This is a genomic window from Halopenitus persicus (assembly GCF_900107205.1).
Classification (GTDB): Archaea; Halobacteriota; Halobacteria; order Halobacteriales; family Haloferacaceae; genus Halopenitus; species Halopenitus persicus.
The window spans coordinates 164,247-182,685 of sequence record NZ_FNPC01000005.1 but is presented as its reverse complement, the minus strand read 5'-3'; the positions used below and the strand labels follow the sequence as shown (position 1 = coordinate 182,685).

The 18,439-nt window shown below is 66.2% G+C and carries 18 protein-coding genes; 6 read left to right on the top strand and 12 right to left on the bottom strand.

Annotation, left to right across the window (positions count from 1 at the left end; all coding sequences use genetic code 11):
• Positions 1 to 2: 2 nt before the first annotated feature.
• The 6 genes from BLV25_RS10165 to BLV25_RS10140 all read right to left on the bottom strand — a co-directional run bounded on the left by BLV25_RS10165 (position 3) and on the right by BLV25_RS10140 (position 6,010).
• Entirely contained in the window at positions 3 to 1,040 is a 1,038-nt protein-coding gene (locus BLV25_RS10165; RefSeq protein WP_092732860.1) for an ABC transporter permease, read from the bottom strand.
• Complete coding sequence (locus BLV25_RS10160; protein ID WP_256335700.1) at positions 1,033 to 3,102, bottom strand: ABC transporter permease subunit; 2,070 nt, start codon at positions 3,100 to 3,102, stop codon at positions 1,033 to 1,035. The genes BLV25_RS10165 and BLV25_RS10160 overlap by 8 nt, the downstream gene beginning before the upstream one ends.
• Positions 3,099 to 4,121 (bottom strand): ABC transporter ATP-binding protein, encoded by a 1,023-nt coding sequence (locus BLV25_RS10155; protein WP_092732857.1) that lies wholly within the window; start codon positions 4,119 to 4,121, stop codon positions 3,099 to 3,101. The genes BLV25_RS10160 and BLV25_RS10155 overlap by 4 nt, the downstream gene beginning before the upstream one ends.
• Positions 4,122 to 4,250: 129 nt before the next feature.
• Positions 4,251 to 4,919: a flavin reductase family protein gene (locus BLV25_RS10150; RefSeq protein WP_092732854.1), complete on the bottom strand. Its 669-nt coding sequence runs from the start codon at positions 4,917 to 4,919 to the stop codon at positions 4,251 to 4,253.
• On the bottom strand, positions 4,919 to 5,401 hold the full coding sequence (locus tag BLV25_RS10145; protein WP_092732851.1) for a VOC family protein: 483 nt from the start codon (positions 5,399 to 5,401) through the stop codon (positions 4,919 to 4,921). Before BLV25_RS10145 ends, BLV25_RS10150 begins: the two co-directional genes overlap by 1 nt.
• A gap of 150 nt (positions 5,402 to 5,551) precedes the next feature.
• Complete coding sequence (locus BLV25_RS10140) at positions 5,552 to 6,010, bottom strand: DoxX family protein (protein WP_021074368.1); 459 nt, start codon at positions 6,008 to 6,010, stop codon at positions 5,552 to 5,554.
• A 69-nt stretch (positions 6,011 to 6,079) separates the two neighbouring features.
• Between BLV25_RS10140 and BLV25_RS10135 the strand changes: the two genes are divergently transcribed.
• Together BLV25_RS10135 and BLV25_RS10130 are read left to right on the top strand one after the other, a co-directional pair.
• On the top strand, positions 6,080 to 6,556 hold the full coding sequence (locus BLV25_RS10135; RefSeq protein WP_092732847.1) for a winged helix-turn-helix transcriptional regulator: 477 nt from the start codon (positions 6,080 to 6,082) through the stop codon (positions 6,554 to 6,556).
• Positions 6,557 to 6,681: 125 nt separating this feature from the next.
• Entirely contained in the window at positions 6,682 to 8,202 is a 1,521-nt protein-coding gene (locus BLV25_RS10130; protein WP_021074370.1) for an aldehyde dehydrogenase family protein, read from the top strand.
• Positions 8,203 to 8,272: 70 nt separating this feature from the next.
• Here the strand turns inward: BLV25_RS10130 and BLV25_RS10125 are convergent, their stop codons facing one another.
• The 5 genes from BLV25_RS10125 to BLV25_RS10105 all read right to left on the bottom strand — a co-directional run bounded on the left by BLV25_RS10125 (position 8,273) and on the right by BLV25_RS10105 (position 11,478).
• Entirely contained in the window at positions 8,273 to 9,133 is an 861-nt protein-coding gene (locus tag BLV25_RS10125) for a hypothetical protein (protein ID WP_092732844.1), read from the bottom strand.
• A 346-nt stretch (positions 9,134 to 9,479) separates the two neighbouring features.
• On the bottom strand, positions 9,480 to 10,313 hold the full coding sequence (locus tag BLV25_RS10120; RefSeq protein WP_092732841.1) for a nitrilase-related carbon-nitrogen hydrolase: 834 nt from the start codon (positions 10,311 to 10,313) through the stop codon (positions 9,480 to 9,482).
• Positions 10,314 to 10,385: 72 nt separating this feature from the next.
• Entirely contained in the window at positions 10,386 to 10,820 is a 435-nt protein-coding gene (locus BLV25_RS10115) for a CoxG family protein (RefSeq protein WP_021074373.1), read from the bottom strand.
• Positions 10,821 to 10,941: 121 nt separating this feature from the next.
• On the bottom strand, positions 10,942 to 11,172 hold the full coding sequence (locus BLV25_RS10110) for a DUF7123 family protein (RefSeq protein WP_021074374.1): 231 nt from the start codon (positions 11,170 to 11,172) through the stop codon (positions 10,942 to 10,944).
• Between the two features lie 123 nt (positions 11,173 to 11,295).
• Positions 11,296 to 11,478 carry a DUF7525 family protein gene (locus BLV25_RS10105; protein WP_021074375.1) on the bottom strand — a complete coding sequence of 61 codons (183 nt, stop codon included), beginning with the start codon at positions 11,476 to 11,478 and terminating at the stop codon, positions 11,296 to 11,298.
• A gap of 111 nt (positions 11,479 to 11,589) precedes the next feature.
• Here BLV25_RS10105 and BLV25_RS10100 point away from each other — a divergent pair, with 111 nt between their 5' ends.
• Together BLV25_RS10100 and BLV25_RS10095 are read left to right on the top strand one after the other, a co-directional pair.
• Positions 11,590 to 12,873, top strand: a complete 1,284-nt coding sequence (locus BLV25_RS10100) for an LEA type 2 family protein (protein WP_092732838.1) — start codon at positions 11,590 to 11,592, stop codon at positions 12,871 to 12,873.
• A 71-nt stretch (positions 12,874 to 12,944) separates the two neighbouring features.
• Positions 12,945 to 13,169: a hypothetical protein gene (locus BLV25_RS10095; RefSeq protein ID WP_021074377.1), complete on the top strand. Its 225-nt coding sequence runs from the start codon at positions 12,945 to 12,947 to the stop codon at positions 13,167 to 13,169.
• A gap of 753 nt (positions 13,170 to 13,922) precedes the next feature.
• Here the strand turns inward: BLV25_RS10095 and BLV25_RS10085 are convergent.
• Positions 13,923 to 14,693, bottom strand: a complete 771-nt coding sequence (locus BLV25_RS10085; RefSeq protein ID WP_021074378.1) for an IclR family transcriptional regulator — start codon at positions 14,691 to 14,693, stop codon at positions 13,923 to 13,925.
• An 824-nt stretch (positions 14,694 to 15,517) separates the two neighbouring features.
• Between BLV25_RS10085 and BLV25_RS10080 the strand changes: the two genes are divergently transcribed.
• Positions 15,518 to 16,693 carry an enolase C-terminal domain-like protein gene (locus tag BLV25_RS10080; protein ID WP_092732832.1) on the top strand — a complete coding sequence of 392 codons (1,176 nt, stop codon included), beginning with the start codon at positions 15,518 to 15,520 and terminating at the stop codon, positions 16,691 to 16,693.
• A gap of 526 nt (positions 16,694 to 17,219) precedes the next feature.
• Positions 17,220 to 18,347, top strand: coding sequence for a zinc-dependent alcohol dehydrogenase (locus tag BLV25_RS10075; protein ID WP_092732829.1), 1,128 nt, complete (start codon positions 17,220 to 17,222; stop codon positions 18,345 to 18,347).
• Positions 18,348 to 18,439 lie beyond the last annotated feature (92 nt).

The window sequence follows — 18,439 nt, the reverse complement described above, 5'->3', positions numbered from 1 at the left end:
CCCTATGGCCCTGCGCGAACGACGATCGTCCGCGTCACCGCCACGACGGCGACCGCGGCTCCGGCGACGAGCCCGACCGTCAGCGTGACGCCGGCGTCGGCGCCGTCGACCGCGAGCCGCGCAGTCGCATTCACCGGGTTTCGGGGAAGCAGGGATGCGCCGCCGAAGAGCGCGAGCATCGCCATCGCGTAGCAGATCTGTGCCGCTCGCCTGTCCGGCAGCAGGAAGGCCAGGGCGGCGGCGATCCCGACCACGATCCCGGCCACGGCGGTCGCGAGCACGAGCAGCCGGCCGACGCCGGCGACGGGCGTCCCGTTGAGGCGGAGCAACCCGAGCCAGAGGGCCACCTGGGCCGGAACGAGCCCGATCGCCGCGAGCGCCTTGCCGTCGACGATCTCCACGAGGGTCGCCGGCGTGACCCGCAACAGCTCCAGGGTTCCGCGGTCGATCTCCTCGGTGATCGAATCGATCGTCAGCGACCCGGAGATGAAGGCGGGAACGAACACGAGCACCGGCACCAACACGGTGTAGGTGAACCCGTAGTACGGCGCCGAGGTCCCGCCGTCCGGGACCGCGAGCGGGGGCCGTGAGAGCGCGTCCGAACGCCGGTCGCGCTCGGCCGCCTCGAGCGTCCGCAGCACCGACCGGAGCTGGACGACGATGACGGTCGTCTCCACGTTCGAGTCGGGCACCGTCGCGTCCACGTGTATCCGCCCGTCCCGGCGCGTTCCGACGAGCACCGCGTCGACCCGACCGTCGGCGAACGCGGCGGCGGCGGCGTCGGAGTCGGCATAGGGTCGCGCTCGGACGCCCTCGACGTCCGCGGCCGCGGCTTCGAGCTCGGCGACGGCCTCGCCCGTGACCGCGGTCTCCACCTGGGCGCCCTCGAGCGCTCCGGGATCGTACATCGAGACGAGCCCGACCACCAGGAACGACGAGAAGGCGGCGATGAACAGCTGGATGCCCAGCGCGAGCAGGATCGTCTTCTCGGCGCGCAAGCCCGCGATCTCCCGGCGGGCGATCGTGACCCGATTATCCATAGAGGCTCACCACCCCGTAGTTGTATGCCGCGTGCAACCCCGTCGCGAGCACGAGCGCGAGCACGTATCGCCCCCGTCCGCGCCGGGCTCCGAGTGCGGACACCGCGGCCGTGGTCGCGTGGAGGGTAAGCGGCGCCAGAAACAGGCCGATCGCGACGAGCGCCACCGTGCCGTCGCCCGCGTTCGGCGGCAACACGCCCGACGGCGTGAACGCTGCCCTGCCGAGCGTCACCGACGGGAGCCCGACGACCTGTACCGCCGCGGTCAGCTTCTCGCCCAGGAAGAAGCCGGCTCCGGCGGCGATGCCGAGCGCGATCGCCAGGCGGTCGTGGGCGGCGAACGCTCCGTCCTCGGACTCGACGGTCCCCTCGGCGTCACCCGCAGCGCCGCCGTTCGGAAACACCCCGCGTTGGAATCCGGCATACACGGGCAGGCTCTTCGCGACTTCCTCGATGCCGGCGATCGCGATCAACAGCACCGGGACCGACAGCGAGACCGGTGCCGCAAAGAGCACGGCCACGGCGAGCAACTCCGCGAGGAACACGAACGGGATCGTACACGCGGCCAGGACCGCGACCGACCGGAGCCCCGTGAGTCGCCCCGCGAGCGCGTCGAGGAGCTTGGCGGGCACCCGCTTTTGGGTGAACATATCCTCCTCGCGGTAGGTTCCCGTTCCCAGCACGAACAGCAGCGTCCCGGCGACGTAGAACGGGCCGGTCGAGAACAGGTATTCCCCGATCCCGACCCCGGCGCCCTGCAGGTCACGGACGACGAGCGTGAGCGGGGAGATCAACGCGATCGGGGTGACGGTCGTGAAGATCGCCGGGACGAAGACGTAGCTCGTCAGCACGACCGTGACGGTCACCGTGAGGAACGTGAGCTCCGTGAACGACCGCGCGAACATTCCCGCGAGAAAGGTGGCCGCCAGGAAGACGAGGGCGATCGGCACCACCGCGAGCACGGAGACGACGCCCCCGCCCACGGCGGCCGCGATCGCGACCGTCATCAGGACCGCGGCGAGGAGGTACGGAAGCGTCTTCCCGGCGACGATCTCCCCCCGCGTCGCGGGCGAAACGAGCAGCAGCTCCCCGCGGCGGTTGACTCGTTCCCCGAGTATGGTCGACCCGTACGCCTGTATCAGCACGTTCAACGGGACGAGGAAGGCGAACGCGAGCACGAGCGAGGCGAACGGGAACGGCGGCGAGATCGACGCCGGCGATCCGCTGGTCGTCCCGAACAGGGCGCTCGCGCCGCCGCCGATCGAGGGCGGTCCGAGTCCGGATCCGCCGGATTCGTCTCCGGCGGTCGAACCGGATCCGCCGCTTCCGCCGGACCCGGCGCTATGGTTCGCGTCCCCGGCTTCGGTGCTGGTCCCGGCTTCGGTGGTTGCCTCCGTTCCCCCGGTGGTGGCCCCGGTTTCGGTGGTCTCCGTGCCCTCGGTGCCGGCGGAACCCCCGTCACCGGTCGTCCCACCGGCTCGGTCGGTCGATCCGGCTCCCGTGGTTGGATCAGCACCGACCACGGCGACCTCACGCTGAACGTATCGAACCGTGACGTTCACCGGATATGCCGCGGTCCGGTCGGTTTCGGCGGCCATCAGCCGCTCGTTGTGCGCTCGGACGGCGTCCCGGACCGCGGACGCGGCGGCCGCGCCCTTTCGGTCGTCGGCGACGAGCAGCCGCACGCCCGCGTCCCGCTCGAGCAGGATCGCGTCCAGGCGGTCGCCGAGCGCGTCGATCTCCGGCGTCGCCGTGTCGATCGCCGGCTCCGCGGCGAGCGCCTCGTGGTACGGCGAGTCCGCCTCGACGCCGACGCGGTAGATGTCACGGTCCACCGCGGCGCCATCGATCCCGGCCGCGAGCCCGACCCCGAGGACCGTCCCCGCCAGGAGGAGGACGGCGAGTCCCAGCAAAGCCGTCCGCCGGTCGACCGTGCCGGCAGTCCGGGAGGTTTCCCACCGCGCGATCCGGAGGACTCGACGAATCCGGTCAGGCAGCCGACGCAGGCGCCGGAGCCGACCGGACGCGTCGGGTCGGTCGTCGGTCGCGTCGGTCGACCTCACGCGTCCCCCGCCTCGTCGGTGTGCCGGGACACGTGTTCTCCACGGGCGGCCGCGCCCGCCATCGGTTCGCCGACGATCGAGAGGAAGACGGACTCGAGCGTCGGCTCGTCGGTCCGGACGTCGGTCACCTCGCCGCCGGCATCGACCGTCGCCCGTCGGATCCGCTCGACGTCCGTCATCGAGGTGACGACCGTGCGATACCGGGCCGCGGCCTCGGCGGCGGTCGGAGCCGTGCCGTCGGCGGTGCTCGGGGTCGTGACGTCGGCAGCGTCCGTGGCTCCCGTCGGGGCCACGGCGGTCGTTTCAACGTCGTCGAGCTCTGGAGCGACCGTGGTGGTGACGACGTATTCGACGGTCCCGTAGGTCTCACGCAGTTCGTCGACGCTTCCGCGGGCGATGATCTCGCCCTCGTTCATCACGATCACGCGGTCACACACCGATTCGACGTGATGCAGATCGTGTGCCGAGAAGACGACCGTTTTGCCGGCCGCGCGCAGCTCGTGGGTGAACGCCAGCACGGAGTTGGTCGTCACCGGATCGAGTCCGGACGCGGGCTCGTCGTAGATCAGGACGTCGGGATCGTTCACGAGCGAGCGGGCGATCGCGACCTTGCGTTTCATCCCCTTCGACATATCTCCGAGTCGGCGCGTTCGGTGGGCGAGCTCGAGCCGGTCGAGGGCGTCGTCGATCCGGTCGTTCGCGACCGACCGGGGCACGTCGTACAGATCGGCGAAGAATCGGAGGTACGACAGCGGCGTCATGTCCTCGTACAGCGGCGATTCCTCGGGCAGGAAGCCGAGCCGGCGACGCATCTCGGGGTCGCCGGCGTCATAGCCGGCGACGCGGACCTCCCCGTCGGTCGGCTCGATCAATCCCGCGAGCGTCTTCAGGGTCGTCGTCTTCCCGGCCCCGTTCGGCCCGACGATCCCGAAGACCTCGCCCTCCTCGACGGCGAAGTCGCTCCCGACGACGGCGTCGAACCCCCCGTACGTCTTCCGAAACCCCGTGACCTCGATCATACCCGAGGGTCGGGATCGTCTCTTATAAATGTCGGCTGAAACGGACCCTCGCAGCCGGGGATCGTTCGGGAGGCTGATCCGTCGAGAGGAGTGGCCCGTCGGACCGGGTGACTGGCCGGATGTGGCGACTTATCGCGGCCGCTCGAGCTCGAACCGGTCGCCGGTCTCGGCGTACCAGTCCCCGGCAAGCCGGCCGACCGCGTCGAGCTTTCGGACGTCGAGCTTCCCGTCGGTCGTGATCGCCTCGTCGACGTGAGCGTAGACGACCTCGCCGAGGACGAGCGTCGACCCGCCGACCGAAACCGTGTCGTGCAGCGTACACTCGAAGCTCACGGCGGCCTCCCCGACCCGCGGCGCGTCGATCCGGTCGCACTCGACGGGCGTGATCCCGGCGCGGTCGAACTCGCTCTCCTCCGGCGGGAGCGTCGCGGCGGTCTCGTTCATCGCCGCGACGAGATCGCGCGTGACGACGTTGATCGCGAACGCCTCGGTCTCGAGCGCGTTCGCCAGCGAGTCCTTGGGGACGTCCCGAGTGGCGACCGGCGCGAACAGCAGGACCGGCGGGTCGACCGCCGCGACCGTGAAGAAGCTGTACGGCGCGAGGTTCTTGCCGGCCGACCCGCGCGAGGAGACCCACGCGATCGGCCGGGGAACGACCGACCCCGAGAGGAGCCGATACGGGGACCCGAACGCGTCGGGCTCCCCGCCGCGGACGCGGCGGTCCGCGTCGTCGTCGCTCGGTCCGGCGGTGACGCCGTGGGCGTCGTCGATCCGCCCGTCCGCATCGTCGTCCGCCATCAGTTCTCGTATCCCTCCTCGAACGGGTCGATCTCGGTCTCGCCGGGGGTCTCCTCGTCGACCGTGAAGCCGGGCTCGGCGGTCGCGAACTCGAAGACGAGGCCGTCGGGGTCGCTGAAGTAGATGCTCTTGAAGTACGTCCGGTCCTTGACGGACGAGACCCGAACGCCCTGATCGCGGAGGTGGTCCTGCCATTCCCGGAGGGCGGCCTCCTCCGCGACGCCGAACGCGAAGTGGTGGCTCGCGCCCGGCCCCGGCGCGCCCCGCGAGTTCGGGTACTCGAAGTAGGTGACGACCGTGCCGGGCTCGCCGGCCGGCGTCGGCGAGAAGTAGTAGTGTTTGGTCCCCGGGTCGTCGTAGTTCTGGGTCCGCTTGACCGTGTGCCAGCCGAGGACGTCCTCGTAGAAGGCGACGGTCTCGTCCATGTCGGTACAGATGTTCGTCACGTGGTGCAGGCCGGTGGTCGGCGGTGTTTCGGTCATTGCGTATGAATGGTCAGGGTATGGTGATAAGTGATGCGCGACCGACGAGCGACGGGCATCGGCTCCCCGCGCCGCGGCCGCGGCGGTCGGGCTCGGAACGGCTACGTGCCGACGTCCGAGTTACTGCTTAAAAGACGCCCGAACTCCTCCTTAAAACACGCTGCCGCCGAGCGCGTAGGGCCACTCGATCGAGGCGAGCGCGAGGAAGCCGAGCGCGGCCGCGAACAGGCCGGCGTTCTTGAGGAAGCTGGTCATCTCGGACTCCTGCTGGTCCTCGGGCACCGCCCAGAAGTCGTGCATCATCGGCGTCGCCACGAGCAGGAACAGGGCGAGCGCGCCCGCGGCGATCGCGGGCAGGGCGCCGACGGCCACGCCGAGCCCGCCGAAGACGAGCAGCACGCCGGAGCCGATCACGGAGAGTTTCGGCAGCGGGACGCCCTTCATCTCGGCGTAGCCGGCCGTCCCCTCGAGGTCGAGGAAGTGGTTGATCCCCGTGAACGCCAGCACGCCGCCGAAGACGACGCGGGCGAGCAGGAACAGCTCCGCGGCGAACGGAGCGTCGAACGGTGCGGCGGACTGCAGCGGCATCGTCGCGATCTCTGGTAACATCGTGTAACCTGCTGTAGGAACCGAACCCTTATATCCGTTCCCGGACAAGAAGGTTATCAGGTAACACCGATGTCATCGCCGGACCTCCTCGAGACCGACGACGCCGGAACCGACGCCCGCGCCGAAACCACGACCGACGCCGCGTCCGATACCGGAGCCGCCGCGTCCGAAGCGGCGGACGCCAACGCTGCCGCCGCAACCGAAACGGCCGACGTCGACGACGCCGCCGCGGCGAACCCGGGCGCGTGCCCGGTCGTCGACTCGTTCGAACAGATCGGCTCGCGCTGGCGGCTCGTGGTCCTCCACGAGCTCCAGAACGGCGAGGTCCGTTTCAACGAACTGAAACGATCGACGGACGCGAACGCGCGCACCCTCTCGCGGGTGCTCGAGGACCTCCAGGAGACCGGCTTCGTCGAGCGCCGGCTCGAGGAGGACGCGCCCGTCGCGACCTACTACAGCCTCACGCCGAAGGGGGAGTCGCTGTGTCCGGTCTTCGACGAGATCGAGGACTGGGCCGACGAGTGGCTCGCGGCCTGTCAGGAGTGATTCGACCGGGTCATTCGCTCGATCCGATCCTGCTCACGCTGGGACCGTTCCACCCGGCGGTCGGGCCGACCGTTCCGTCCCGGATCGGGGATAACCTTTGAATCATAGGGCCCGTATGGTCCCCTATGGCAGGGACCTACCAGCACTACATCGACGGCGAGTGGGTGTCCGGCAGCGGCGACGACACGTTCACTAGCGAGAACCCGGCGACGGGCGAGACGCTCGGCGAGTTCGAGCGGGGAACGCCCGCCGACGCCGACCGGGCGGTCGCGGCCGCCGACGAGGCGTTCGAGGAGTGGCGCGAGCTCTCCCGGATCGACCGTGCGGAGTACCTCTGGGACGTCTATCACGAGCTCCGCGAGCGCACCGACGAGCTCGGCGAGATCGTCACCAAGGAGTGCGGCAAGGAGATCAGCGAGGGGAAAGCCGACGTGGTCGAGGCCGCCCACATGGTCGAGTGGGCCGCCGGCGACGCGCGCCATCCGAAGGGCGACGTCGTCCCCTCCGAGATCCCCGACAAGGACGCGTATATGCGCCGCAAGCCCCGCGGCGTCACCGGCTGCATCACGCCTTGGAACTTCCCGGTCGCGATCCCCTACTGGCACATGGCGATCGCGTTAGTCGAGGGGAACACGGTCGTGTTCAAGCCGGCCGAGCAGACGCCGTGGTGCGCCCAGATCATCGCGGAGATGTTCGACGACGCCGGCATCCCCGACGGCGTGTTCAATATGGTCCAGGGTTTCGGCGACGCCGGCAACGCGATCGTCGAGAACGACGACGTCAAAACGGTCCTCTTCACCGGCTCGGCCGAGGTCGGCCACATGATCCAGGACAAGCTCGGCGGCGTCCCCGGCAAGCGCGTCGCGTGTGAGATGGGCGGGAAGAACGGCATCGTGATCACCGAGGAGGCCGACCTCGACGTCGCCGTCCACTCCGCGGTGATGTCCTCCTTCAAGACGACCGGCCAGCGCTGCGTCTCCTCCGAGCGGCTCATCGTTCACACGGACGTCTACGAGGAGTTCAAGGAGCGGTTCGTCGAGGTGGCCGAGAACGTCGCCGTCGACGACCCGCTCGACGAGAACACGTTCATGGGCCCGCTCATCGAGGCGGAGCACGTCGAGAAGGTGACTAAATACAACGAGCTGGCCAGGAAGGAGGGCGTGAACGTCCTCGTCGACCGGACGGAGCTCGACGACGAGGAGATCCCCGAGGGCCACGAGGACGGCCACTGGGTCGGGCCGTTCGTCTACGAGGCCGACCCGGACGCCGACCTCCGGTGTACCCACGAGGAGGTCTTCGGCCCGCACGTCGCGCTCCTCGAGTACGACGGCGACGTCGAGCGTGCGGTCGAAATCCACAACGACACCGACTACGGGCTCGCCGGCGCCATCGTCTCCGAGAACTACCGGCAGATCAACTACTACCGCGACCGCGCCGACGTCGGGCTCGCGTACGGCAACCTTCCCTGCATCGGCGCGGAGGTCCAGCTCCCCTTCGGCGGCGTCAAGAAGTCGGGCAACGGCTACCCGAGCGCCCGCGAGGCGATCGAGGCGGTCACCGACCGGGTCGCCTGGACGCTCAACAACTCGCGGGACATCCAGATGGCGCAGGGACTCTCCGCGGACATCAAGACGAAGGACGACTAGCAGGACGAAATCGGATGAGGAATGACTAGCGGACGACGGACGGATCGGCGCCGATCGGTCGGGAGACCCGCTATCCGTCCGTCTCATCGAAGCCGCCCAACGCGTCGTCGATGACGCCGTGTTCACGTCGCCCCTCGTTCAGCGCGACCGTATCCGCGTAGGTCTCCCTCGCGTATCCGACGTGGACGTACACGAGCGTCACCACGAGCGCAAGCGTGTATAGCAGGGGGCCGATCCCCGGGAGGATCACCCCGATGATCGCGACGCCGATGACGTACGCGACCGCCAGCACCACGTACGCGATGACGATCCTGATCAGAGCCGCGACGGCGACCCAGAGCTCGCGCGTGTAGACGTACCCAAGCGGCGGGAACAGCGCGGACAGCCCCGCGGCGACGAGCGGCGACCACGTGCGATCGGGAGCCCGCGAGGCCGCCGGATCGACGGCCGGCGCACGCTCCCGGACGTAGTCCGCTGCGGCGGGCACCGCGGACGTGTCCGGATTCGTTCGAAACCGATACGTCGTTCCGGTCCCGTCGGTGATCGACAGGATCGCCGTCGTCAGCGACTCCTCCCGGTCGACGCCGACGACGTCGTCGTAGTCGAACGTCCGGACGCTGTCGCCGTCCTCGTGACCGGCCACGTAGTGGATCCCCTGATCGGATATCAGGAGGAACTGCCGGAGGGTGCTGCCGCCGTCGTCCACGTCATCGGGGTAATCCGTGGTCCCGTCCGGGCGGCGGATCTCGATTCCCTCCCCGGCGCTCCGGAGGAGGTACTCGGGCCGTTCGTCGGGCCGGAGATACGCCATCAGCGGCCGATCGTGGAGACACGTTCCCCGCCAGCCGTCCAGTTCCGACAGATGTGCCGGCTCCATCTCGCCGGCGGCGGCGTCCGCAAGCGCGGCCGGATCCCGCTCGTCCACCACCATATGTGTGGTATTATGTCTCACTGCCCATATAGTTTGATGGGCTGACACGTCCGCGGCTGTGGACGTCTCCGTATGGCGACGAACGACGGTGGATGGCGGGAGGCGGATGGATGGGTGATGTGCGCGGCCGGGGAGCGGGCCGTGGCGGATCCCGAACCACGGCCCGTCCTCACATCACCCGGGTGGTCGGGACGGGAGCGGATAGTACCGACGTTCCGACGAGAAAAGCGTCGAAACCTCGGCAACCATCGGTACGTCGTCATCCCGAATAAATGTATGGAACTCGTGTAGGCCGTCGTCGGTTGAGCCCGAGTTTGCTCCGTCGGCCGTCGATCGTCCGCCGCACTCACTCGATCCGGCGGTCGCCGAGCGCGGGGAACTCCTCGCGGACCGCGGCGACGCGGTCGGGCTCGAGGTCGGCCATCACGGTCTCCGGGGCGTCGTCACAGGCGGCCACCGGGGTCCCCCACGGGTCGTACACCGTGGTCCGGCCGACGAGTTGGTCGCCGCTTTCGAAGGTTCCGCTGCCGTTGATCGCCGCGACGTACGAGAGGTTCTCGATCGCGCGGCTCCGCGGGAGCGTCTTCCAGTGCTCGACGCGGGGGTAGGGCCACGCGCTCGGCACCAGAACGAGGTCGGCGCCCGCGTCCAGAAGCTGGCGGTAGAGCTCCGGGAACCGGAGGTCGTAACACGTGGTCACGCCGACGGTGAACGGGCCGATCTCCGCGACGTCGACCCGCTCGCCGGGCTCGAGCCGCTCCGACTCGGCGGAGCCGTAGCCGAACAGGTGGTGTTTCCGATAGACGAGTCGGCGCGTCCCGGACGAGTCGAACAGGACCGCCGCGTTCGCGAGCCCCGACTCCGTGGGCACGTCGATCCCGTCGGCCGCGGAGGCCTCGAGGTCCTCGATGACGGTGCCGGCGAGGACGGCCACGCCGTGTCGGCGCGCCCGCTCGGCGAACCGGTCGAGGCGGTCGGACGCGAGGCTCACGGCCGCGCGCTGGTAGGACTCGAAGGCGAAATACCCGACGTCGAACAGCTCGGGGAGGGCGATCAGGTCGGCCCCGTTCGCGGCCGCCTCGTCGACCGCCTCGAGGGCGCGTGTGATGTTCGCCTCGACGTTGCCGCCGTCGATGTCGAGCTGTACGCACGCGAGCCGGGTGGATGGTGTGTCGGTCATCGTTGGGTGGGTGTATCGGTGGGTGGATGTGGGTGTCGTCTCGCTGGTGTCGTCTCGCTGGTGGGTGGATCGTCAGTCGGTCGCGCCCGCGGCGACGTCCTCGTGGAGCGCCCGCTCGAGGTTCTCGATCTCCGCCTCGAAGTTGCGCTCGAAGAACCGCTCGACGCCGGGGAGCCGCCCCTCCACGACGAACTCGTTCTCGAGCCTGCTCGTGCCGTCCTCCTCGACGATCGTGTGTTCGCCCGTGACGCGGAACGCCCGCGACCGGCCGACGAACTTCACGCGGTTTGGCGGATCACGCTCGATCTCCCTCGTCTCGACGTCGATCGTCGACCGGATCACCGGGATCGGCAGGCGGATGTGCCACGTCGCGTGCCGGTCGTCGTGCACCTCGTAGGACTCGACGACGCTGATGACGCTGGCCCGCTTGCCCGGGTCGGCGATGAACGACCAGACGTCCTCGGGGGCGGCCTCGAACGTGAACGTCCGCGAGACACGGACCGTCATACCCCGGGCTACGTGGGGCAGTGAATAAAAAGGGGTGGATCGGTCGGCGGCCGTGGCCGACGCCGGGTACAATGTCGACGCCGGGTACAATGTCGACTCCGGTCCGGATGCCGGCTCCGTCTCAGGCCGTCGAGCGCGAGACGCGCCAGGTGGTCGAGCGCGCGCGGCCCCACTTCTCGATGTCGACCTCCTCCGACTTCTCCGCCAGGTTCGGCAGGCGGCTGCCGACCTGCTTGGCGGTGAGTCCGATAGCGTCGGCGATCGTCTTCGAGCGAACGTACTGTTCGCCCCGGGACGCGCTATCGTGGAGGTAAGCGAGGATCCGACGTTCTTCCTCCGTGTACTCGGTCATCGACGAACGTACGGGGCGGCGACGTAAAACGGTTTCTCGTTCCCGTCGTCGGTTCCGTCCTCGGGACTCGCCCGTCGTCGCTCGAAGCGATGGACGGTCGCCGATCGAGGTGATGGACGGTCGTCACTCGAAGAGATGGAACGCGGCCACCGACAGCACGGCGGCCACCATCGCCACGCCGAAGCCGGCCGCGCTGACGATCTGTGTCGGTCCAGCGAACATCACGACCGCGCCGAGCGCGACGATCGCGGCGGCGGCGAGTCCGACTCCCAATCCGACGTCCGATCCGGTGGCTCCCTCGCTCATACCCGACCCTTCCACGGCGCTCACTTATCGTTTCGGATTCGGCCCGCGGACGGGGCGATTCGCGCTGATCGCCGCCATTTAAGTCGTTCACGCCGCCACGGTGGGGTAGCCATGGGTTCGAACGGGATCCGATCGATCGGGGGGATCAAGCTTGCCGTCGCGGTCGTGGTCGGCCTCGCCGTCGTGATCGGCGGCGGGTTCGCGGCCGGCGTGCTCGGCACGCCGAGCGTGACCGGCGTCGACAACGCGTTCGGGAACGTCACCGAGGAGACCACGGAGATCCACACGGACATCCACGTCCGGAATCCGAACCCGATCGGGGTGACCGCCGGCGGGCTGACGGTCGATTACGAGGTCCGAATGAACGGGATCGCGATGGCGAACGGGACGAAGTCGGGCGTGTCGATCGACCGCGGGAACGACACGATCCCGACGACCACCGCAATGAACAACAGCCGGATCCCCGACTGGTGGGTGAGCCACCTGCAAAACGGGGAGCGGACGACGCTGACCGTGCACGCGGACGTCCATTCGTCGCTTCTGGGCCGATCCTTCGACGCACCGAGCGTCGAGCGCGGGATCGACACCTCGCTCATCGAGGCGTTCAACTCCACCGAGGACAAGGAGGTGAACGCCTCCAGCCCGGTCGTTCCCGATCCCGTGCTGGTGATCCGCGAGACGCGCGGCGAGTGGGGAACGGTCTCCGAGTCTGAGACGGAGATCCGGATGTCATTCGACGTCTACAACCCGCGGTCGGTGCCGATCGCGGTCTCGGGGATCGGCTACGACGTCGCGATGAACGACGTCGAGATGGGGTCCGGCGCGACGAACTCCTCCGTCGTGATTCCGCCGCGGAGCGAGGAGACGATCAACGCCACGTTCCGGCTCGAGAACGAGCACCTCGACGAGTGGTGGGTGAGCCACCTGCAAAACGACCAGGTGACGACGCTCGCCGCCGACTTCTACTTCCGGATCGACCTCTCGGAGGGCGGCGGCGACACGGTTCGGGTCCCGCTCGACACGATGACCCGGACGATCGAGACCGACATCTTCGGCGGCGGCGCGGACGACCCGTCGGGGAACGACACCGCCGACGGCTCGGGGAGCGACGGCGACGGAACCGACACCTCCGGGACAGCGACGCCGGCGGACGCTCCCGGCGAGACCGAAACGCGGGACGATTCGACCACGGAAACCGAAACGGACGACGGCCTGCTGGGTTCGGACCCGGAAACGGACACGCCGAGCGATACGCCGACGCCCACTGATACGGAATCCACGACGGAGACGACGACCGACACGCCGACGGAGACGGCCACCGAAACGGACGACGGCGGCCTGCTCGGCGTGCGCCGATCGGGGACACGGGAGCGAACGCCGATCGGCGTTCGGTAACGGCGTTCGCCGGAGCCGGGGTCGGCGCGGAACCGTCGCCGTTTTGGTGACGTCGGCCGAAGCTCGCGTCAGTGACGCGTCTGCCCACCTCGGACCTCGGCGTCTACCTGCTCGCGGGACTGTTCAGCGCCCTCGTGTTCGCCGTCGCGCTGGCCGCCCTCTCGCTTTTCGTGCCGGGCGGACTGGGCCGCATCCAGCTGGCCGGACTCGTCGTCGGGTTCCTGCTGTTCCTCGGGGCCCACGTGACGGCGATCTGGATCTACCGCGAGATCGGGGCCCGCGAGGGCGCCTCGTGACGTGTGGCGGTCACGTCGGTTCCCGGTCGCGCCCGGCTTCGTCGATCCCGCGAACGGACCCGATCGACGCTTGAAAAATATCTAAAAATGAGAATTTTTGCGTTACCTATCCTAAAAGACACGTTTAACGTCGTTTCGATCGCCGCCGATCTCGACGCGAAAGCTGCGGTTTTTTACGAAACGCTTCCGTGAGATCGTCGGCATCATCGACGGGAATCCGGCGTTGACGAGGGCGTTGGTCTCGGTTACTATCGGTCTTTTTGATTTCGGAGGAGGTCAAGGACGCCGTGCTCCCCGACTACTTCGGCGAAAAACTCCCGACTGATCGGGAACGGATATGTATATATATCAGGAACGGCTGTGAATGGAGCATTCCGTTGGTATCCGAAGCGACGGCAGCGTACAGCCGGGGCTGCTCGCCGTTGATCCGCGTCGCCTTCCGATCGGTGGCAACGCGATCCGGCCGCTCGCCATCGGTCGGCCGGAGCTCGGCTTTTCGAACCCAGTCGTGAACGGCCGCTCGTCTCCGATATGGACGGACCTCTAAAAAAGTAAAGTTGTATTCAAAAGTGGTACTTCAGCAAAATGATGGCGAACGCTCGGTTCACTGTTTTCGCCGAACGTCCGGTCCCGCCCGCTCCCCTTCACGCCGATCCGGTCGGTAGACTCGGTGAAGCGATCCTTTCGGGCAGGGATTCGACGGACTCGACCGCCTCCGTGGCAGGGAGCCGCGCCGTACACGGCGCGGGGGCGTCAATAGTCGTCGCTGTGTTCGATCTCCAGTTCGATCGTGTTCCGCGTCTTCGAAAGGAGATACGGGTAATCCTCGGTGAGCGTGGATCCCTGAAACCGATCGGCCGGCCCGGCTATGCTCACTGCCCCGAGCACGTTTCCCTCGGCATCGAGGATGGGGACGGCGACGCCGTTGATCCCCTCGATATGCTCCTCGCGGTTGAACGCGATCCCCTCCTTTCGAACCCGTTGCAGCTCCACGTCCAACTGTTCCCTGGTCGTGATCGTCCGATCCGTCGTCTCCGGAAGTCCGTGCTGATCGATTATCTCATCGACCCGTTCCTCGGGAAAGTACGCCAACATCGCCTTCCCGAGGGCGCGATTGTGGAGCGTGGCGGTGCGGCCGATCGGGGCGTCGATGTCGAGCGCGCTCCCGTTGCTCGATTTATGTAAATAAACGCCGAGTCCGCGCTCCTCGATGGACAGTATCACCAACTCGTTCGTTTTGCTGCCCAGCTTGCTGATCTCCTCCTTCGCGGCTCTGAAAAGCGGGATGCGTCGGCGGGCTTGGATGCCGATCCCCAGCAGTTTCGTTCCGAGCTTGTACTTCGTCTCATCCTTGATGACGAAATCGTTCCGCAACAGCACGTTCAGGTGATAATGGGCGGTGCTCTTCGCGATATCAAGCTGATCGGCGACCTCGGTGACGCCAACGGTGCCGTGTTTATCCAGCAATGAGATGATCCCGAGAAGGGTAGAGTCCGAATTGCGTTGGTCGGGGTCGTCGTTCATTAACGTGCTGATGGATGTCTGGTGTTAACTTAAGTCTAATTCCACCGGACGGCGTGGGCTTCCAGCCACGTATCGGCGGTCATCGGAACCGCGCGGGATGAGGTTGTTTGAAAATAGACAATAACGACCTTCTATATACCAACTGTTATTTTAATGCTGTTTCGATCGTCGTTGATATCGGCGCGGGAAGTCCGGTCTGCTCGCCACAGTGTCCCGATACGATCGTCGATGTCATCGGCCAGGGACACGACGTCTTTACGCTGTGCCTGTCGGATACTGCGGCGAGAAACTCCCGTCCGATCGGGAGGGTTGCGTCAAAAACGGCCGTAAGCGGATCGTTGTGAGAGTCCTGATCGACGGCGGCGTACGACCAATACTGCCCGTTGATGTTCCGAACCGTCCTTTGATCAACGACGACGCGATCGGACGTTCGCCATCAGTTTGCCGTCGATCGACTTTCCGAATCCGGTTGTCAACGGTCGTCTGACGCCGACCGACGCGAGAAAAAGCAAGAATCTACATTATATGTATATCTGATATTTAGGGTTTGATATGGCGAATGAATGCTCACCGAATTCTCGAGACGTTCTTCCCGGTTTCACAGCTCGAATCGGTCAATTCGGTAGAGACGAGTGATGATCATTCCGAGGCACAACAACCCGGGCAAAACAATCCGGTATGGAGTCCTCCTCTCGTTCGAATATATAGAATAACGGTACTACCGATTAATCCGGGTGAGGACCGTGGTATGGATTTCCGTCCGCTTCGTGGAAAGACACTAAGTATGCGTAACTTCAATCCGGTTCCATAGCCCTTACCCAGTTATGTCTCCAGAGATAACGCGGATCGAACTGACCGCATTCACGTACCCGATACCGGACGTCCGGCTCGATCACACCGCGCAAAAGCTCGTATACGCTCCAGGTGAGACGTACAACCGTCAAATACACGGAATTCGCATTCACACCGACACCGAGTTCACGGGTGAGTATATCGGCGGCGGAAAACCGGCAGCAACCCAGGTCGGGCTCTGTGCCGAGTATCTACTGGGGGCGAACCCGCTCCAACGCGAGAAACACTGGAACGCGATGCGCGAGATGCTCCGAAAGTACGACCAGATGGGGCTCGGACTCATCGACATCGCGCTCTGGGACTTCGCCGGGAAGTACGCCGGACTCCCGATCCACGAACTGCTCGGCACGCACCGAACGAGGCTGCCGGCGTACGCGTCCACGTACTTCGCGCAGCTCGACTCCGGACTCAGTTCGCCGGCGGACTTCGCGGACTTCGCCGAGACGTGTTACGAGTACGGCTACCGGGGGTTCAAAACGCACACGTGGTGTGAAACGGGCGCATACGACGTCGAGGACGAGATCGAGCTGATCGAGGCCGTCGGCGATCGGGTCGGTGACCGAATGGCGTTGATGCACGACCCGGTCGGCAAGTACGAGACGCGTGCGGACGCGCTCAGAGTCGGGCGGGCGTGTGACGAATACGGATATTTCTGGTACGAGGACCCGTACAAGGACATGGGACGGTCGCAGCACGGCCACCGGAATCTCCGGCAGTCGATGGACACGCCCATCCTCCAGACGGAACTCGTTCGGGGGGTGGAACCGACGGTCGACTTCGTCGCGAACGACGCGACGGACTTCGCCCGCGCCGACCCGGAGTGGGACGGCGGGATCACTGGAGCAATGAAGATCGCCAGGGCGGCTGAGGGTCTCGGCGTCGACATCGAGTACCACCTGGCCGGCCCCGCACAACGGCACTGTATGGCGGCGACCCGCAACTCCAACTTCTACGAGCTCGGATTGGTCCATCCGACCTCCAAGGAGCCGCACTCGGAATACCCGGTGTACCAGGACGGCTATACGGACCGCATCGACGGCATCGACGCGGACGGGACGGTGGGCATCCCCGACGGACCGGGTCTCGGCGTCGAATACGATTGGGACTACGTGAGCGAAAACAGGGTTGAGAGGACCGTCTACGAGTAACCGGCGGGGACCGACTCCAGCCGGAGCCATCGTCGGACGAGCGTGACTGACGGTATGCTCGGAAACGCGAATCGAACGGCGTTTCGCCCACCCGGAGGATATTCGATTAAATCGAACGATTTTGCGTCCCCGACCACGAGGATCGCCGCGTGAAACGGCCGAAAGATCGACGCGGCTGATACGGCTGGAATCCGATGACGATAGTTGTCGTTTGATGCATAGCTGCTTCTTATGTATTTATATACAATTTCGTTCGCCGATCGTGGATGATCATTGGATTCAGTCGGTCGCGAGGAACGATGCTCGACCCCTTAAATTACAAAACTACATCAGTAATTTCGTCGGAACTCGGACGTGCCGATCGTTCGCTTCATTCGAACGAATTACTATAATTATTTTTTATTTATTCTAACTCGCCGTGCGATCCTCGTCCCTCCCGGGCGTTTCGTGCCGAAACCGCGGGGCGTCGTGATACCAACCCCCACAACACTTATTAACCCGGTTGCTCTTAGCCGATGTGACTACGATGAAAACGACCGCTATCGTCATGAACGAACCCGGTGAGCTCGAGGTCCAGGAGATAACGATCCCCGACGTTGGTCCCGATGACGTGTTGCTGCGCGTCGAGGTGACCGGGATCTGTGGAACGGACGTCCACATGTATAATGGCGGGATGGATCTCGATTTCCCCGTCGTGCCGGGACACGAGTTCACCGGGGTGATCGAGGAGGTCGGCGAAAACGTGGAGCGGGACTCCAAGGGGACCGAGATACGGGAGGGCGATAACCTGTCGGTCGTTCCGGCGATGGACAACGACGGCACCGACTGGTACTCGCGAAACATGCCGGGCCGTCCACGGTTGAGCGAGAACGCCGACCGGTTCGGCTTCGATAACGTCGCGGACCAGTACGCCGGCGGGATGAGCAAGTACGTCGTGTTGCCGCCCAAATCGTTTTACTACAAGCTTCCCGAGGACGTTCCCCCCGAACTGGGCGCGCTCGTCGAGCCGATCTCGGTCGGGATGCACGCCTTCGAACGGTCGATGCAACCGGGACATCCCCACATCCGGGAGGGGTTCGGCGTGGGGCAAAGCGTCGCGGTACAGGGCGCGGGACCGATCGGCCTCTTCGCCATCGCGTCGGCGAAGGCCGCGGGCGCGGGACAGATCATCGCGATCGACGCGATCGACGAACGGCTTCAATTGGCGTCGGCGTTCGGGGCGACCGATCTGGTCAACCTCACCGAATACGAGGCGGACGAACTCATCACGACGGTCAAGGAGCTCACCGCGGGTAACGTCGGGCCGGACATCGTCATCGAAGCGGCCGGCGTCCCCACGGCGGTCGAACAGGGGATCGAACTTCCCCACGACGGCGGCACCTTCGTCGAGGTCGGACACTTCGCCTATAACGGCGAGGCCGAGATCAACCCGACACGAATCGTCCAGAAGGAACTCGACGTCCTCGGGAGCCTCGCCTACCCGCCGACGCAGTTCGAGTCGGCGATCGCCCTCATCGACCAGTTACAGGACGAGGTCCCCTTCGGGGATCTGTTCAACTTCAAAACGACGTTCGAGGACGCCGAGGACGCGTATGCAGCACAGGAAAGCGGCGAGGCCTATCGAGCAACGATTCACCCCCATGGATTGGAGTAACCGCGAGCCGCACCTTCGAGGACGTGTCCGTGATGACCCGTACTGACGGACGACGCGGGCGGTCCCGGTAGCACGACCGGACTCCGCAGCGA

Excerpts from the sequence above, each read along its gene's own strand:
- BLV25_RS10165 (WP_092732860.1), bottom strand. The coding sequence starts at position 1,040 with ATGGATAATCGGGTCACGATCGCCCGCCGGGAGATCGCGGGCTTGCGC.
- BLV25_RS10155 (WP_092732857.1), bottom strand. The coding sequence starts at position 4,121 with ATGATCGAGGTCACGGGGTTTCGGAAGACGTACGGGGGGTTCGACGCC.
- BLV25_RS10150 (WP_092732854.1), bottom strand. The coding sequence starts at position 4,919 with ATGGCGGACGACGATGCGGACGGGCGGATCGACGACGCCCACGGCGTC.
- BLV25_RS10145 (WP_092732851.1), bottom strand. The coding sequence starts at position 5,401 with ATGACCGAAACACCGCCGACCACCGGCCTGCACCACGTGACGAACATC.
- BLV25_RS10140 (WP_021074368.1), bottom strand. The coding sequence starts at position 6,010 with ATGTTACCAGAGATCGCGACGATGCCGCTGCAGTCCGCCGCACCGTTC.
- BLV25_RS10135 (WP_092732847.1), top strand. The coding sequence starts at position 6,080 with ATGTCATCGCCGGACCTCCTCGAGACCGACGACGCCGGAACCGACGCC.
- BLV25_RS10130 (WP_021074370.1), top strand. The coding sequence starts at position 6,682 with ATGGCAGGGACCTACCAGCACTACATCGACGGCGAGTGGGTGTCCGGC.
- BLV25_RS10125 (WP_092732844.1), bottom strand. The coding sequence starts at position 9,133 with ATGGTGGTGGACGAGCGGGATCCGGCCGCGCTTGCGGACGCCGCCGCC.
- BLV25_RS10120 (WP_092732841.1), bottom strand. The coding sequence starts at position 10,313 with ATGACCGACACACCATCCACCCGGCTCGCGTGCGTACAGCTCGACATC.
- BLV25_RS10115 (WP_021074373.1), bottom strand. The coding sequence starts at position 10,820 with ATGACGGTCCGTGTCTCGCGGACGTTCACGTTCGAGGCCGCCCCCGAG.
- BLV25_RS10110 (WP_021074374.1), bottom strand. The coding sequence starts at position 11,172 with ATGACCGAGTACACGGAGGAAGAACGTCGGATCCTCGCTTACCTCCAC.
- BLV25_RS10105 (WP_021074375.1), bottom strand. The coding sequence starts at position 11,478 with ATGAGCGAGGGAGCCACCGGATCGGACGTCGGATTGGGAGTCGGACTC.
- BLV25_RS10100 (WP_092732838.1), top strand. The coding sequence starts at position 11,590 with ATGGGTTCGAACGGGATCCGATCGATCGGGGGGATCAAGCTTGCCGTC.
- BLV25_RS10085 (WP_021074378.1), bottom strand. The coding sequence starts at position 14,693 with ATGAACGACGACCCCGACCAACGCAATTCGGACTCTACCCTTCTCGGG.
- BLV25_RS10080 (WP_092732832.1), top strand. The coding sequence starts at position 15,518 with ATGTCTCCAGAGATAACGCGGATCGAACTGACCGCATTCACGTACCCG.
- BLV25_RS10075 (WP_092732829.1), top strand. The coding sequence starts at position 17,220 with ATGAAAACGACCGCTATCGTCATGAACGAACCCGGTGAGCTCGAGGTC.